We start from the raw sequence: 15,628 nt of genomic DNA, 5'->3' as shown, positions 1-15,628 counted from the left end.
TGCAAAGAGTTTCATCTTTTGCGCCAAAAAGTCGTTTTCCTGTTTAATCAATCGGTTACGCCATCAAGTCCGACAGGCTGCTAGGGCGCCGCCTTGGCACACACCGGCGGCAGCAGGTCGCTCAGGCGCTGCGGCGGGAGCCCCAGGCGCGCGCCATAGATGATCCGATAGGCCAGCACCCGCTCGACATAACCGCGGGTCTCATCGAATGGGATGGCGGCAATCCACCGGTCCGCCGCCATGCACTGCGCCGGCAGCCAGCGTGCGACCCGCTGGGGTCCGGCGTTATAGGCCGCGGTGGCCAGGGCGGCATGGCCGAGGCGATCCCGCAACTGCGCCAGATAATGGCTGCCGAGCTGCACATTGAGCGCGGGGTCGAGGATGGCCGCGCGGGTCGGTGGCGGGAGCCCCAGGTCGGCGGCCACCTGCCGCGCGGTGGCCGGCATCAACTGCATGAGCCCTAAGGCCCCGACCGGTGAGGCGACGGTCGGGTTGAATACACTCTCTTGGCGGATCACCCCATAGACCCAGTCCGGCGGCAACCCGCTCGCTGCGGCCTGCGCCTGCACCTGATCCCGATAGGCCAGCGGAAAGCGCAGCTCAAGGTCATCCCAATAGCCCGTGCGAACCAGGGTATAAATGGCCTGGTCGTGCCAACGCAGCGCGTCCGCCACATAGGCCGCCGCCAGCAGGTCCGGCCGCTCCAGTGACCGGGTCAGGGTGCGCCACTCCCGGCGCATGTCCGCCTCGCGCCCGAGCAGACGCAGCAACCGGATACGCAACAGCGCAGGCGCGGCGGCCAGGCGACGGATCCGCTCGGGCTCGGCCGGGACCGGCTGCTGCTCCAAGGCATAGGGCAGTCCCAGCCGATCGGCGGCCAACAAACCCCAAAGGCTCCGCTCGGCGGCCGCCTGGGTCAGCGTGACGCGCGCCGCCGCCTCGTCGCCCAGGGCCGACTGGGCGCGCCCCAACCAGTAGAGCCAGCGGTCGCGCTTCTCGGCGCTATCCGGCATCCGCCCCACCCAGGCAGCCACCCACGACCAGTCTTCCTGGGCGATGGCCGCGCGCAACCGACGCTCCTGCGCCGCCAGGTTGTCCGCACCGGCGGACATCCCATCCCAGATGGCCAGGCCCGTCGGGTCCCCGGCGGCGGTGAGCGCCCGTCCCACCGCGGCCAGGGCCAGGTCGGCGGCCGCCGGATCCGTGGCCAACAGCGCGCGGCCGGTCCTCAGCGCGCTCGCCGCCCCCTGCGGATTGGTGCGGGCGAGCCGGGCAATCCCATCGGCGAGGATGGCCGCGGCCAAGGGATCGGCGGCGGGCGTTGGATCAGGCTCCAACACCAAGGCCGGCCGCGCCCGCACCGCCAGCCAGCGATCGAGCCGGGGGCGCTCCGCCGCCGGCAGGTCGGTTCCCAGGCGGCGCGCCAACCCGGTCTCCCCCGCCGCCAGCGCGAGGCGGATGCGCTGCCAGAGCAGCACGCTATCCAGACCGCCCTGCGCCCGCCAGGCGGCAAACACCGGATCGCAGGCCGCTGGCTGAGGGTGGCCGACGAGCCATAAGGGCTCCAGACGCACCGGCGTGAGCGCGCGCTCGGCCCGACCAGTCTCGATCAATGCGCGCAAATACAGACAGCGCCGCTCGATCGAGTCATCGTCCTCCCGATACAGACGCGCCAAATCCGCCCAGCGCCCGGCCGCGGCCAGGCGCTGCACGGCGGCGGCGCGCACCCGCTCGGCCTGGGGCGTATCCGGAAATTCGGCCAGGAAGCCCGCGAGCGTCGCGTCCGGCGCCGACTTGAGGTCGAGGTCGGCGAAGCGCAGATAGGGATAGAGCGGATCGACGCGCAGTCCCTCCAGCAGCGCAGTGAAGGCGGCCCGGTCCCCTGCCTTCAGCGCCGCCTCGGCGTTCAGGAACCCCGCGAGATCGGGCTCCTGGGCCCGCGCGGTCGCCCCGAGGAGCAACGCCAAGGCCAATAACGCAGGCTTGAGGGTTATAGCGGTACAACGCAACATCAGTACCTCTCATCCTAAAATCCACAGATGAACAGAGAGTCTAGCCGATGAAGATGGGACCTTTGTGTTCATCTTTGGATTTTGGGATCAGTCATAATGGCGTACCCGCCGCAATTGCCGTGACCGACGCGAGCCCCCCAGATGCACCCAAACCTTGAGCGACTCAGCGAGGTGCTGCGCGCGGCCGCCGGCAGCGAAATCATGCCCCGCTTCCACCACGCCAAGTCCAGCGCGAAGGCCGACGGCAGCCTGGTCACCGAAACCGACGCCGCCGCCCAGTCCAGCATCGCCGCGGCCCTGGCCCGCGCCTATCCGGGTATTCCGCTGCTTGGCGAGGAGATGAGCGAGGGCGAGCAGGCGCGCCTGCTCGGCGCCGCCGACCAGGCCGTGTGGGTCCTGGACCCCGTGGATGGCACCAGCAATTATGCCGGCGGCTACCCCGGGTTCGCCGTCTCGCTGGCCCTGCTCGAGGGCGGCCAGGTGGTCCAGGGGGCCGTCCTGGACCCGGTGCGCGACGAGTGCTTCTGCGCCATCCGCGGCGGCGGTGCCTGGTGCAACGGCGCGCCGATCGCCCCCTTCGCCCCCGGCCCCAGCCTCGGCGACTGCCTGGCAATGGTCGACTTCAAACGGCTGCCCCCCGCGCGCATCGCGGCCCTGTTCCGCCCCGGGGGCTTTCGCTCGCAGCGCAACCTGGGGGCCTCGGCCCTGGAGTGGTGCTGGCTCGCCGCCGGGCGCTTCCAACTCTATCTGCACGGCGGGCAGAAGCTGTGGGACTACGCCGCCGGCCAACTGATTGCCGTCGAGGCCGGGGCCGCCTACCGCGGCTACCGGCCCTATGGCACCGCGGCGGCGGCTGGGATCGACCTGGAACCGCGACTCCAGGTGGCCGCGGCGACCCCCGAGCTGCTCGAACAATGGCTCGCCTTCATCGAACTGCCGTTCACGCGACCTTGAGTCGCGGCCTGGGGCCGCCCCTACGCGCGTAGGAGCGGCCCCCGGCCGCGACGGATTGCCGCGATGTCCAATGGCCGCAAATCCGCTCATCCCAAGAGAGATCCAATGACCGAAGACACCAGCGAACACGACATGACGCTCGGCAGCGGCATCGCCGCCTTCGAATCCAAGCAATTCTCCCGTGCCGTCGGGCTGCTCGGCCCCCTGGCCGCGGCCGGCGAGCCGCAGGCCCAGTACCGCATCGCCATCATGGCCCAGAACGGACTCGGCATGACGCGCAACCCCGCACTCGCCTACCGCGCCATGCAGGCCGCCGCGGTGGCCGGCCTGGGGCTCGCCCAACATGGACTCGGCTATATGTACCTGACTGGCGAATGCACCGCGCAAGACCCGGCACGCGCCGCCAAGTGCTTCCGCCTGGCCGCCGACCAGGGCCTGGCCGGTGCCCAAGCGGCGCTGGCCGAGCTCTATGAGGAAGGCCGCGGGGTCCCCCAGGACAGCACGGAGGCCGCGCGTTGGCGCAGTCTGGCCGGACTGGATTGAGCCCCGCCAGTCGGTCAGCCCCCGCGACCGGCGCCCTTAATCACAGAAAGAGAGTTTTGCGGCCTAACTGCCCTTCTTAGGTTTATAAGGGTCCTGGTGGCTCGCAATCCACTGAACACCCAGGGCCGCGGCGTCGAGCGGCGGGGCATAGAGATAACCCTGAACATAAGGACACCCCAGGCGCAGGAGCTCCAACGCCTGGCACGGCCGCTCCACTCCCTCCGCGACCGTCTCCAGGTTCAGCATCGCGCCGATGGCGACGATGGCACGGGTGAGCGGCGCGTCCCCGTGGCCCGCGCCGAGGTGGTCGACGAATGACTTGTCGAGTTTGAGGATATCCATGGGAAAGCGGTGCAGATAGGCGAGCGAGGAATAGCCGACCCCGAAATCGTCGATGGCCAGGCGCACGCCCTGCGCCTTGAGCGCGGTCAACTGGCTGAGCGCCTGCGCGGTCCCCTGCATCAGGGTACTCTCGGTAATCTCCAGGACCAGCGACTGGGGGTCCAGTCCGGAGCGCTCCAGCGCGTCCGCCACATCCTGGACCAGATCGGACTGCTGAAACTGACGCACCGAGATATTCACGGCCACGTGCCAAGCCATCCCGGCCGGCAACAGGTCCTGCCAGACCCGGGCCTGACCACACGCCTGGTTGAGGGCCCAGCGTCCGAGTAACACCATCAGTTCGCCCTTTTCCTCCGCCAGCGGGATGAAGACCTCGGGGGGTAGCAGACCGCGGCGCGGGTGCTGCCAGCGCACCAGGGCCTCGACGCCGGCCAGGGTATTGGTGGGCAGGTGGATGATCGGCTGGTAATAGACCAGGAACTCACCGCACTCCAGAGCGTGGCGCAGGTCCAGTTCCAGATCGATCCGCTCCCGGGCCGCCGCCTGCATCGCCGGCTCAAACTGGGCATACCCCTGCTTGCCGCTGTGCTTGACCCAATACATGGCCAGATCCGCCTTGCCGAGCAGGGTATCGACCCCGTCGGTCGGGACGCTCTGGGCGATCCCGATACTCGCCCTGACCGGGACCTCCCGCCCCCCCAGCGCGATGGGCTCCGCCAAGCGGGCGGCAATGCGCTCGGCCAGCGCACCCGCCGCGGCGGGCGGCAACGGCTCCTCGACCAGGATCGCCAACTCGTCGCCACCCAGGCGGGCGACCGTGTCCGATTCGCGCGCACACTGGTGCAGGCGCTCGGCCACCACCTGCAACAGGGTGTCGCCGGCGGCGTGACCCAGGCTGTCGTTGACCGCCTTGAAGTCGTCCAGGTCCAGATAGAGCAGGGTGAGGCTCCCCTGGGAGCGCGCGGCCCGGATCAGCGCATGCTCCACCCGGTCGCGGAACAGGGTGCGATTGGCCAACCCGGTCAAGGGGTCTTGAAAGGCGAGTTGCCGCAGCCGCTGCTCAAGTCGGCGCCGTTCGGTGATGTCGCGGCTGTTCAACACCACGCCACCCACCGTGGGGTCCGCGGTCAGATTGGTGGCCAGGGTCTCGATGTCACGCCAACTGCCGTCGGCATGCCGCAACCGCCACTCGGTGGACGCGGTCACCGCCTGACTGGCGAGTACCCGCCGCAGAAAGTCGGCGGCGTGGCGCCGATCCTCGGGGTGGAGCAGGTCGAGCAGGTCGGTGTCGGTCAAGGCCGCCGGCGCCAGGCCCAACACCCGCTGGGCGGCGGCACTCACGAAGCGGATGTGCCGGTCCGGCCCCATCAGGCTGATCACGTCGGACGAATGGCGCACCAGTGCAGCAAAGCGCGCCTGCGTCGCCCGGGTCGCCTGCGCGGCCCGCAGCCGCGCGATCTCCCGCGCCGCGACGGCCTGCCGGACCATCACCAGGACGGTCAGCACCGCCGCCGCGAGGATCAGCCCGCCCAGGGCGTCCCCCCAATGCACGTAAGGGACCTCGGGCACCAGTCCAAAGGCGACGAGCAGCAGCAAGGCGTAGGCGCCGGCGACCGACAGATAGGGCAAGAGACCGGCACCCCAGTCGGACGGACCGTCCACACTCGGCACACCCGCGGCAGCGATCCGGTACTCCAGATAGGGACCCACCATCATCAGACAATAGGCGAGGGCATAGAGCGCATCCGTCAGCCCCCCAGTGGCATAGCTGCCGGCCAGGACCTGGTAGGCGAATCGGGTATCGGCCAGGAACAGGCAGACCAGACCGGCCACCAGCCAAGCGAGCGGCGCACCGCTGCGCCCCCGGCGGCGCTTGAGCACCAGTGCAGCCGCGGCAACCAGCAGCGCCGTATCGCCCAGCGGCGGGGCCTGGGTCAGCAGCAGTTGCAGCGTGCTGTTGTAGTGGACCTGGGCCATCGGCCGCAGCAGAAAATACCAGACCATGACCCCGACCCCGATCATGACCACGCAGACATCGAGCCAAAACTGGACCCGCTCGCTGCGGCTCTCCAGCGGTCGGATGAAACACAGCAACCCCGCCAGCACCAGCGGGATAAAACTCAGATAGCCGAGATCCGCGGGCGAGGGAAAGGGATTGACCCCGAGCAGGACCTCGTAACCAAACCAGCCAAGGTTGCCGAGCCAATACGCGAGAGCGCCCAGGGCGAGCAGCCGCCAACCGAGCCGCGTGCGGCGGTTGAGCCCCGCGGATCGGGAGGCCCGCCAGGTGAGACCGAAGAGCGAGACCGAGAGCACCAGGTCGGCCAGGTCGGCGAGGAGTGCCACCCGCGCCTCGCCCCCCCAGTGAAACGGCACCCAGAGCAGATAGCAGGCCAACAGGGCAAAATTGACCGCCAACACCCAGGTGCCGGGGTCATCCAAGACCGGGACGGTCCCGGGCAGTCGTCCGGGGGCAGTACCCGCCGGGGCGCAAATCGCAGACGGATCGGACATCGTTCGGTCACTCAATCCAATGGCAACCAGGGTCGGTAAAAGGGCCAGATTCCCGCACCGTTGTCAAGCAGCGCTCATTTTTATCACCGAATCACCTACTGAGGGCTTCCCGACGGTGCCGCCGCGCGTTACCTTGCCGTACCCAGAACCTAGCGGCCCGACTCCGGTGCTAGACACACGGACCTTCAGGTGACAAGCCATGGCAAAAAAACCGACCACATCCGATAAGAACGCCACTGCGGCCCGCCGCGAGACCGGATCGAGCACGGCCACGCCGCCGCCCGCCACGACCACCCCGGCGGTGCCAAGTGTAACATTGCCGCCCGCGGCGCCGGTCGCGGCGGCGACCCAGCCCCCGAGCGGGACACCCGCCCCCAAGCCGACGCCGCCCGCGACGCGCGCCCCCGCAAGCGTGAGCGTGAAGACGAAACCCACGCGGGGCGAGACACCAAGCGCAAAGACCGCGCCCGGCGAGCCCCCACCGCCAGCGACGCCAGCCGCGCCGGCGACGGCCGCGGCGCCGACGCCACCCGCGGCACCCCCGGTCGCCACGCGTGCGCCCGACCCCGCTGCACCAGTCGCGAAGCCAGTGCCGGCGAGCGCCGAACCGGCGAGCCCACCGGTCGCGGAGCCGTTCGCCGAACCGCTTGTCGAACCGGGGGCAGTCGCGGTCGCCACGGCGGCCGCGCCGACACCCGGGGCCCAGCCCCAGTCCGGCTACCAGCCGGAGCCCGACCCGCACCCGGCGCCGCCGCCGGTCTACCACGAGCCGCGACCGAGTTTGTACATCGTCCACATCACCCCGGAGATGGCACCGGTGGCGAAGGTCGGCGGTCTGGCGGATGTCGTCTTCGGCATCAGCCGCGAGCACGCCATCCGCGGCAACCATGTCGAAATCATCCTGCCGAAATATGCCAACCTGCGCTACGACCATATCTTTGAGCTGCACGAGGTCTATCGCGACCTGTGGGTACCCTGGTATACGGGCGCCATCCATTGCACCGTCTTCTTCGGCTTCGTCCACGACCGCAAGTGCTTCTTTATCGAGCCGCACTCCCAGGAAAACTTCTTCAACCGCGGCAGCATCTACGGCTTTGCGGACGATGTGCTGCGCTTTGCCTTCTTCTCCCGCGCCGCGATCGAGTTTCTGTGGAAGGCCGGCAAGCACCCGGACATCATTCACTGTCACGACTGGCAGACCGCGTTGGTCCCCGTGTTCCTGTACGAGATCTATCAACAGCTCGGCATGACCCACCCGCGGGCCTGTCTGACCATTCACAATTTCATGCATCAGGGTCAGACCGGGGCGGAACTGCTGCGCGCCACCGGACTGAATCAACCGGAGCGCTTCTTCGACTATCTGCGCATGGGCGACAACCAGCATAAGGGCGCGCTGAATCTGCTCAAAGCCGGCATCGTCTATTCCAACTTCATCACCACCGTCTCGCAGCGCTATTCCTTCGAGACCAAGGACCAGGGCCAGGGCTTCGGTCTGGAGCCGACCCTGCATACCCATCACATGAAATATGGCGGGGTGCTCAACGGGATCGACTATGACGTCTGGAACCCCGAGGTGGATACCGCGATCCCGGTGCGCTATGGCGTCGATCATATCGACGGCAAATATGACAACAAACGCGCACTGCGTCACCGGCTGATGCTGGCGGACAACGACAAGCCCATCGTCTCATTCATCGGCCGACTCGATCCGCAGAAGGGCCTGGAATTGGTGCGGCATGCCATCTTCTATGCCCTGGAGCGCGGCAGCCAGTTCGTCCTGCTCGGCGCCAGCCCGGACCAATCCATCAACAACGATTTCTGGGCGCTCAAGCGCATGCTCAACGACAGCCCCGACTGTCACCTGGAGATCGGTTTCGACGAGGACCTGGCCCACCTGATCTATGCCGGGGCGGACATCATGCTGGTGCCGAGCCAATTCGAGCCCTGCGGCCTGACCCAGCTCATTGCGCTGCGTTATGGCACGGTGCCGGTGGTACGCACCGTCGGCGGCCTGGCCGATACGGTCTTCGACAAAGACCACTCCGACCGACCGCTCGATCAGCGCAACGGCTACCGTTTCGATCACTACGACCGTCCGGGACTGGAATCCGCCCTGGGGCGCGCCATCGACTGCTATTACCAATACCCGGAGCACTTCCGTGAGCTGATGAAAAACGGCATGCGCGCCGATTACTCCTGGAACCACCCGGGCCAGGACTATCTGAACATCTACGACTTCATCCGGGCACGCTAATGAAGATTTACAACCTGTTCCCCCTGCTCGCCGGCCCCTTCGACACCTGGGAACCGCACCTGGCACGCGCCGCGGCCATGGGCTTCGACTGGGTGTTCGTCAATCCCATCCAGCAACTCGGACACTCCGGCAGTCTCTATTCCATCGCCGACTATTTCGCCATCAACCAGGCGCTGCTGCGCCCCGGCTCCAAACTTAGCCCGGACGATCAGGTGCGGGCCATGGCCAAGACTGCCGCTGGGCTCGGTCAATCGCTGATGATCGACCTGGTCATCAATCACTGCGCCGAGGACAACCTGCTGGTCCGAACCCACCCGACCTGGTTCATGCACGAACACGGCCGGGTCGCCCATCCATTCTGTATCGAGGAGAACGGAATCAAGGTCGTCTGGCGCGACCTGGCCCAATTCGACCACCAGCAGGCACTGAAACGCCCGGATGACCCCAACGGCCTGCTCGCCTATTATGTGCGCATCGTCAAGCACCTGATCGGGCTCGGCTTCCGCGGTTTTCGCTGCGACGCGGCCTATCAACTCCCCACTGAGATCTGGCGCCAACTCATCACGCGGATCCGCCGTGACCATCCCGACACCGTCTTTGTCGCCGAGACCTTGGGGTGTACCCCGGCGCAGACCCGCGACACCGCCTCGGCCGGCTTTGACGCCATCTTCAACAGCGCCAAATGGTGGGACTTCCACGGCGACTGGCTGCTGGAGCAATACGAGGCCACGCGCCACATCGCCCCCTCCATCGGCTTCCCGGAGAGCCACGACACGCGGCGCATGTTCGAGGAATTCGAGGGCAATGCCGACGCCCTGCGCCAGCGCTATCTCTTCACCGCACTGTTCGCCACCGGCATCATGATCCCGATGGGCTTTGAATACGGTTTCCGCAAGCGACTCGACGTGGTCACCACCGTCCCCGCAGACTGGGAACAGGCCAATGTCGATCTGACCGAATTCATCACCCAGGTCAACGCCATCAAGGATCGGACGCCCACCCTCTGTGGCGAAGGCCGCATCGATCGCCTGGAGTGGCCGGACCCCTCCATCCTGGTCCTGCGTAAACACGCGATCAATGGCTCGGGCCAGGTCCTGCTGATACTGAACAAGGACCCGTGGAATCGCCAGCGGTTCTATACCGATGACCTCTACCGCCTGATTCAGTCCCCCGGTCCGCTGCTGGACCTCTCCCCGGACTGGCCGATGCAAGACCTGCCGACCCCATTTGAATTTTGGCTCGGCCCCGGCATGGCCCGCGTACTGGTCGCCACCGCGCCGCCTTGAGCGATAGGCCACACGTATACAATCGAGCCTGGTCGGACGATGCCGGACCGATTGTGCGGCCGGGTCGGCCGGGTCGGCCGGCCTTGGTCGCCTTTTTCGCACACTTAAGTTTTTGGTCTGAACGCGAGAAAAAAATGCACAACAGCGCTTGTCCGCGTATTCAGGAATACGTTAACCTACGGCCGTTTAATACCCTGCGTTTCGACGTCGCAGCGCGCTATTTCGCGGTCGCTCGGTCTGCGTCCGAGATCGTCGCGCTTCTGAATGAAAAAACAGTCTTGGAAAACGACATTTTTGTTCTTGGCGGCGGCTCAAACGTTCTTTTCTCAACGGACTTCAATGGTATTGTCATTAAAATTGAGATCCCCGGTAAGACGGTCATATTTGAGGATGACGATTATGTAGAACTCGCGATCGGCGCGGGCGAAGACTGGCCTTCTGTCGTTGAGTTCGTCGTGTCAAAAGGATGGGGCGGAATCGAAAATCTTGCCATGGTTCCCGGGACCGCCGGCGCCGCCCCGGTCAATAATATTGCCTGTTATGGGCACAATTTACATGAGAGCCTGGTGTGGGTGGAATCGCTCGATTTGAATAGCGGCACGATCACTCGCCTAGCTGTCGACGAGTGCGCTTTTGGTTACCGCACCAGCATCTTCAAAAAGGAGCTCCGCGGACGCCATATTGTCGTCCGGATCTGTCTGCGTTTGCGTAAGAACCCGATCCTGAATACCAGTTATACCTCAAGATACGAGTCCGTTTACGGCGAAATGGCTAGCCTCGGCCCGCCCCCTTATGGGGTGCAAGACGTGTTTCGCGCGATTGTCAATATCCGGAAACGAAAGTTGCCGGACGTTGCCACCGTGGGCACGGTCGGGAGTGTCTTTATGAATCCCGTGATTACCGCACAACAACTAAAAGACATCAGGGTCAAATGCCCCGACATACACTATTATCCAGCAGAGCACCTCATCTACGGCGATAATTCCAATCGCGACGATACGGCAACTGGACGGGTCAAGATACCCGCCGCCTGGCTCATCGAGGATATGGGATTGGCCGATAAAAAGATCGGCCAATGCGGCATCTGGAAAACTCAGCCGCTGAATATTGTGAACTATGGCGGTGCAACGCCGGGAGAATATCTCGAGTTTCTGAAAATGGTCAGAGATGAGGTCTACGAGCGGTATGCCGTCACCCTCGATCCCGAGGTGGTCATCATCTGAGAGGGTACGGGGGCAGGTGGAGGTCGCGACCTCAGCCGGCCGGCGCCCCATCCACATTGCGCTGTAACCACAACTCCAGCAAGGCCAGGTGCCAGAGTTTATTTCCCTGGATACGGGTATGGTGCATATCCGGGGCGGCCAGCAGCCTATCCAAGTACTCTTGGCCGTAGAGCCCACGCTCGCGACTGGCACTGGAGGTCAGCGTATCGCGCATCAGGTCCAGAAAGGCTCCGCGCACATATTTGAGCGCCGGCATGGGGAAATAGCCCTTGGGTCGGTCGATCACCGCGTCCGGCAACAGGCCGCGCGCCATGGCCTTCAGGGGGTATTTGCCGCCCTCGCGCAGCTTGAGCTCCGGCGGGCAGCGCGCGGCCAGTTCGACCAGTTCGTGGTCGAGGAAGGGCACCCGCGCCTCCAGGCCCCAGGCCATGGTCATGTTGTCCACCCGCTTCACCGGATCGTCGACGATCAGTGTGGTGACATCCAGTCGCAGGATGGCGTCCATCAACGCGTCCGCCCCCGGCGCCTCCAGCAGCCCCGCAAGCAGCGCCGAGGTGTGGTCCGGCCCCGCATAGGCCGGCCCGATCATCCGCAGATACTCCGCGTGGTCGCGGTCGAAATAGTGCTTGGCCAGGCGCTCCACACGCGAACCGAACGCCTCGGCCTGGATGCGCGGATACCAGAAATAGCCGCCGAAGACCTCGTCCGCCCCCTGGCCCGACTGGACCACCTTGATCTCGCGTGAGACCTGTTCGGCCAGTAGATAAAAGGCCACCGCGTCCTGGCCGAACATGGGCTCGGTCATGGCGTCGATCGCCTCCGGCAACCGTTGCAGGACCTGTGCGTTGGGGACCTGGAATTTGCAATGGCGGGTGCCGTAGCGCTCCACCACCTGATCCGAGTATTCAAACTCGCTGCCCGACTCCTCCGGGGTATCGTCGAAGCCGACCGAAAAGGTGCGCAGGTCCTTGACCCCCGACTCGGCCAGCAGCGCGACCAACAGGCTGGAGTCGAGCCCCCCCGAGAGCAGCACCCCCACCGGCACGTCCGCCACCTCGCCGTGCTGCTGCACCGCTTGACGCAGCCCCTCATGGATGGCGGCGAGCCAGTCGCCCTCGCTACGGGGCACGTCCGGGCGGGTGGCGTCCAACGCCCAGTAGCACTGCTCGACCTGCCCGCCGTCCGCGTCGATCCGCAGCCAGTGGGCCGGCGGGAGCTTACGCACCCCCGCCAGGATGGTGCGCGGCGCCGGCACCACTGCGTGCAGGGTAAAGAGATGGTGCAGCGCCACCGGGTCGATGCGGGTGTCCACGCCGCCCGCCGCCAGCAGGGCCTGGGTGGTCGAGGCGAAGCGGAAACCCTCCGCCTGCCTGGACCAATACAGCGGCTTGATGCCGAAACGGTCGCGGGCCAGGAACAGCACCCGTTGATTGGCGTCCCAGAGCGCGAAGGCGAACATACCGCGCAGGCGTTGCGGGCAGTCCGTGCCCCAGGCGTGCCAGGCCTTCAGGATGACCTCGGTGTCGCCGTCGGAGAAGAAGCGGTAGCCCTTGGCCTCCAGTTCTGCCCGCAAGGCGCGATAGTTATAGATGGTCCCGTTGAAGACCAGGGCGAGCCCCAGCTCCGCATCCACCATAGGCTGATTGGAGCGCACCGACAGATCGATGATGGCGAGCCGCCGGTGGCCGAACCCCAGGGCGCCGTCGCTATAGCTGCCGCCATGGTCCGGCCCGCGACGGGCGAGCGCCGCCATCATGGAGTGGACCGCCGTCAGGTCCGCCGGGGCGCCGTCGAGGCGCAATTCACCACAGATACCGCACATAGGATTGCGCTCCCGAAACCGCAGGGTCTCACCGACCGGCAGGCAGGGTGAGTGTCCGCAAATAAAACAATAGATGGAGTCCGGAGCCCCCCCGCACCAGACCGCGCAGGCGCCCCGCCTGTGACCTGATCCTGCGCCGTCCGGCCGCGACGCTCACGGCACGCAGATGGTCCCACGGGCAGGCCCCAGGTTGCAAAGGCCCGGCGCCGACCCTAAATCCCCGGCACGCCGCGACGGCCCCCCCCGGGGGCCGCTCGCATCAGGACCCTGGGGACCGAGGACGACCCTCGCCCCCGCCGCCACCCCAACCCCCGGAGAGCCCCAACCATGGCCCACCAACTGCCCGCCCTGCCCTATGAGAAGGACGCACTCGCACCCGTGATCTCGGCCGAGACCATCGAGTATCACTACGGCAAGCATCACCAGACCTATGTGACCAACCTCAACAACCTGATCCCGGGGACCGAGTTCGAGCACCTGTCGCTGGAGGAGATCGTCCTCAAGTCCAGCGGCGGGGTCTTCAACAACGCCGCCCAGGTGTGGAATCACAGCTTCTACTGGAACTGCCTGAGCCCCACCGGCGGCGGCGCCCCCACCGGCGCCCTGGCGGACGCCATCAACGCCAAGTTCGGCTCATTCGACGAGTTCAAGAAGGCCTTCAGCCAGTCTGCCGTGACCAACTTCGGCTCCGGCTGGACCTGGCTGGTGAAGAACGCCGACGGCTCGCTCGAGATCTTCAATACCGCCAACGCCGGCTGCCCCCTCACCTCCGGCAAACACCCCCTGCTGACGGTCGACGTGTGGGAGCACGCCTATTACATCGACTATCGCAACGCCCGGCCAAAGTATCTGGAAACCATCTGGGAGAAGATCGACTGGGCCTTCGTGGCGGCCAATTACGCCGGTTGATTCGATGTCCCGCGCCAACCTCGACCTCCAGCAGGAGCCGCCCCGCTCCAGCCGAAAACTGTGGCGGTCGAGTCTATCGTGAAACCGCAGTAGCGGTTTCACGATTGGTAAAGAGCCAGGGTCTCTCGCTACCAAGCTCCGCTCGGTAGCGGACGTCCTGGAAGGCCCGCTTTCAGTGGCCTGTCATCGGCGCTGTCCCTCATTCGGTCACGCGAACCGGGCCGTTGGTTCGGCCACGATGCGCGCGACAGGGACACCACGCCGGGTAATAACGATTTCCTCGCCGGCCTCCACTTGAGCCAGCACGGCAGACCAACGGGACTTCGCGGCCGCCACGGTCAGCGTTTGCATCAGCACCTCCAGATGAGTGAGTCATCTGACTCTATCATGGAAGTCCGATTTCCGGGCACGCCAGCGCGCCCCGGCTTCTTGGGCCTTGATCATCATTCCGGCCAGGCCATCGGTCCGCACAGCGGACCCTACGGCTTGCGCCGCGCCCTTAGGGTCCCCTGCGCGGTATAGTGGAGCGAAAGCGAGCATGCAAACACGCGGCATCGTCCAGATCATCGCCGCCGCGGACGGCGCTGATATCGCAGAGGCCATCCGCGCCCAGCTGTCGGGGGTGGCGTCAGTCGCCGCCGGCACTATGGCGACCACCCTGCCGCTGCCCCACGAGAACGCCGTCCTGGTCTTCGTCCTGACCGACCAGGCCGTGGCGGACCCGGCCGTCGGCGCCTATGCCGCCCTGGCCGCCGGGAGCCGCTTCGCCATCCTGCCCGTGGTCCCCACCCGCACCGGTTTCGACTTCCGCACCCTGACCGGAGCGCTCGCCTTTCTCGGCACGCTCAACGCCGTCGGCTGGGACGAGGGCGCGACCCCGGGGGACGCGGTCATCACCGCGATCCGCCGCCACCTGGGGCTGGAACCCTTCCAGCGCGACTGTCGGCTCTTCGTCTCCTATCGGCGCAGCGATGGCACCGCAGCGGCCGAGGCGATCTATCGGCACTTGCGCGTCAGGGGATTCGACGCCTTCATGGATACCAAGGATGAGGCCATCGAGCCGGGCGAGGCGTTCCAGACGCGTATCCACGAGGTGATATTGGAGAAGGACTTCCTGCTCTTGGTCGACTCCCCGGACGCGGCCGACTCCGAATGGGTGCGGGAGGAGGTGAGCGGCACCATGAACAACCGCGTCGCCATCCTCGTGGTACGGGTGGGCGGCAGCGAGGGCTTCCCCCAAACCCGGGACCTGCCCGCCCTGGACTGGGGGCCGGACCAGGAGTCGTGCCTGTTCGAGCTGGAACGCGCCGTGCGCTCCCGGCTCGCCGTCCGGCGCTCCTTTGACCGGCGGCTGCAACAGACCGTGGAGACACTCAAACGCCTGCTGCCCGCAGCGACCACCGCGCAAGGACACCGCCGGCTGCTGCTCAAGGTCGGCAAGGGCCGGTCGGCCAACCGTTGCCTCTTGGAGTTCGAGGATGCACCTTACAATCTGGCCCGCATCCACCGGCTCGCGCTCGGGCGCCGGAAGGTCGCCAAACACAAACGCCCGGGACATGCGGTGCTGGTCCACCGCGGTCGCCGCCTGAGCGCCGAAGAACAAGCAGCGGTCGATTGGGCACGCCGCGACCCCTCTGTGCCAATGTAGGTGAGACAGCACCCCCCGGTTAAATTACTGTAGGGCGGTCTGAAGGAGATCACCGATGGCAACGCATGTGAAACACGTTCTGGTCGACGCGCTGGGGGAGGAAACGCAGGGAGCCCGTAGG

General features: G+C 66.2%; 11 protein-coding genes. 7 read left to right on the top strand and 4 right to left on the bottom strand.

The annotated features are described in order from the left end of the window. Positions 1 to 80: 80 nt before the first annotated feature. Positions 81 to 2,012 carry a transglycosylase SLT domain-containing protein gene (locus tag QZX93_RS24830; protein ID WP_295392144.1) on the bottom strand — a complete coding sequence of 644 codons (1,932 nt, stop codon included), beginning with the start codon at positions 2,010 to 2,012 and terminating at the stop codon, positions 81 to 83. 141 nt (positions 2,013 to 2,153) lie between these two features. Between QZX93_RS24830 and QZX93_RS24825 the strand changes: the two genes are divergently transcribed. Continuing rightward, a complete protein-coding gene (locus tag QZX93_RS24825; protein ID WP_295392146.1) occupies positions 2,154 to 2,966 on the top strand; it encodes an inositol monophosphatase family protein in 813 nt (270 codons plus the stop codon). Positions 2,967 to 3,071: 105 nt separating this feature from the next. Next, on the top strand, positions 3,072 to 3,509 hold the full coding sequence (locus QZX93_RS24820) for a sel1 repeat family protein (RefSeq protein WP_295392148.1): 438 nt from the start codon (positions 3,072 to 3,074) through the stop codon (positions 3,507 to 3,509). Between the two features lie 63 nt (positions 3,510 to 3,572). Here QZX93_RS24820 and QZX93_RS24815 read toward each other — a convergent pair whose 3' ends face one another. Continuing rightward, positions 3,573 to 6,365, bottom strand: coding sequence for an EAL domain-containing protein (locus tag QZX93_RS24815; RefSeq protein ID WP_295392150.1), 2,793 nt, complete (start codon positions 6,363 to 6,365; stop codon positions 3,573 to 3,575). A 199-nt stretch (positions 6,366 to 6,564) separates the two neighbouring features. On the opposite strand from QZX93_RS24815, the gene QZX93_RS24810 reads away from it, so the two are divergent. The 3 genes from QZX93_RS24810 (at position 6,565) to murB (ending at position 11,128) form a co-directional block, all read left to right on the top strand. Beyond that, positions 6,565 to 8,619, top strand: coding sequence for a glycogen synthase (locus QZX93_RS24810; RefSeq protein WP_295392152.1), 2,055 nt, complete (start codon positions 6,565 to 6,567; stop codon positions 8,617 to 8,619). Further along, positions 8,619 to 9,905 (top strand): alpha-amylase family glycosyl hydrolase, encoded by a 1,287-nt coding sequence (locus QZX93_RS24805; protein ID WP_295392154.1) that lies wholly within the window; start codon positions 8,619 to 8,621, stop codon positions 9,903 to 9,905. Before QZX93_RS24810 ends, QZX93_RS24805 begins: the two co-directional genes overlap by 1 nt. 134 nt (positions 9,906 to 10,039) lie before the next feature. Beyond that, positions 10,040 to 11,128, top strand: coding sequence for a UDP-N-acetylmuramate dehydrogenase (gene murB, locus QZX93_RS24800; RefSeq protein ID WP_295392156.1), 1,089 nt, complete (start codon positions 10,040 to 10,042; stop codon positions 11,126 to 11,128). A 31-nt stretch (positions 11,129 to 11,159) separates the two neighbouring features. Here the strand turns inward: murB and QZX93_RS24795 are convergent, their stop codons facing one another. Further along, the gene (locus QZX93_RS24795) at positions 11,160 to 12,950 is read right to left on the bottom strand and encodes an N-acetylglutaminylglutamine amidotransferase (RefSeq protein WP_295392159.1); all 1,791 of its coding nucleotides are present in this window, start codon (positions 12,948 to 12,950) and stop codon (positions 11,160 to 11,162) included. Positions 12,951 to 13,277: 327 nt separating this feature from the next. Here QZX93_RS24795 and QZX93_RS24790 point away from each other — a divergent pair, with 327 nt between their 5' ends. Beyond that, the gene (locus QZX93_RS24790) at positions 13,278 to 13,859 is read left to right on the top strand and encodes a Fe-Mn family superoxide dismutase (protein WP_295392160.1); all 582 of its coding nucleotides are present in this window, start codon (positions 13,278 to 13,280) and stop codon (positions 13,857 to 13,859) included. Positions 13,860 to 14,066: 207 nt separating this feature from the next. Here QZX93_RS24790 and QZX93_RS24785 read toward each other — a convergent pair whose 3' ends face one another. Then, entirely contained in the window at positions 14,067 to 14,210 is a 144-nt protein-coding gene (locus QZX93_RS24785; RefSeq protein WP_295392162.1) for a type II toxin-antitoxin system prevent-host-death family antitoxin, read from the bottom strand. Between the two features lie 187 nt (positions 14,211 to 14,397). On the opposite strand from QZX93_RS24785, the gene QZX93_RS24780 reads away from it, so the two are divergent. Further along, positions 14,398 to 15,507, top strand: a complete 1,110-nt coding sequence (locus tag QZX93_RS24780; protein WP_295392164.1) for a toll/interleukin-1 receptor domain-containing protein — start codon at positions 14,398 to 14,400, stop codon at positions 15,505 to 15,507. Positions 15,508 to 15,628 lie beyond the last annotated feature (121 nt).

Origin of the sequence: uncultured Thiodictyon sp. (genome assembly GCF_903946935.1) — a bacterium.
Lineage (GTDB): Bacteria > Pseudomonadota > Gammaproteobacteria > Chromatiales > Chromatiaceae > Thiodictyon.
The sequence above is the reverse complement of the archived record's forward strand: the minus strand, read 5'-3'. Positions and strand labels throughout refer to the sequence as shown.

Bases quoted from the DNA above. Each gene is read 5' to 3' on its own strand.
- QZX93_RS24825 (WP_295392146.1), top strand. From the start codon at position 2,154: ATGCACCCAAACCTTGAGCGACTCAGCGAGGTGCTGCGCGCGGCCGCC.
- QZX93_RS24795 (WP_295392159.1), bottom strand. From the start codon at position 12,950: ATGTGCGGTATCTGTGGTGAATTGCGCCTCGACGGCGCCCCGGCGGAC.
- QZX93_RS24815 (WP_295392150.1), bottom strand. From the start codon at position 6,365: ATGTCCGATCCGTCTGCGATTTGCGCCCCGGCGGGTACTGCCCCCGGA.
- QZX93_RS24830 (WP_295392144.1), bottom strand. From the start codon at position 2,012: ATGTTGCGTTGTACCGCTATAACCCTCAAGCCTGCGTTATTGGCCTTG.
- QZX93_RS24820 (WP_295392148.1), top strand. From the start codon at position 3,072: ATGACCGAAGACACCAGCGAACACGACATGACGCTCGGCAGCGGCATC.
- murB (WP_295392156.1), top strand. From the start codon at position 10,040: ATGCACAACAGCGCTTGTCCGCGTATTCAGGAATACGTTAACCTACGG.
- QZX93_RS24810 (WP_295392152.1), top strand. From the start codon at position 6,565: ATGGCAAAAAAACCGACCACATCCGATAAGAACGCCACTGCGGCCCGC.
- QZX93_RS24805 (WP_295392154.1), top strand. From the start codon at position 8,619: ATGAAGATTTACAACCTGTTCCCCCTGCTCGCCGGCCCCTTCGACACC.
- QZX93_RS24780 (WP_295392164.1), top strand. From the start codon at position 14,398: ATGCAAACACGCGGCATCGTCCAGATCATCGCCGCCGCGGACGGCGCT.
- QZX93_RS24790 (WP_295392160.1), top strand. From the start codon at position 13,278: ATGGCCCACCAACTGCCCGCCCTGCCCTATGAGAAGGACGCACTCGCA.
- QZX93_RS24785 (WP_295392162.1), bottom strand. From the start codon at position 14,210: ATGCAAACGCTGACCGTGGCGGCCGCGAAGTCCCGTTGGTCTGCCGTG.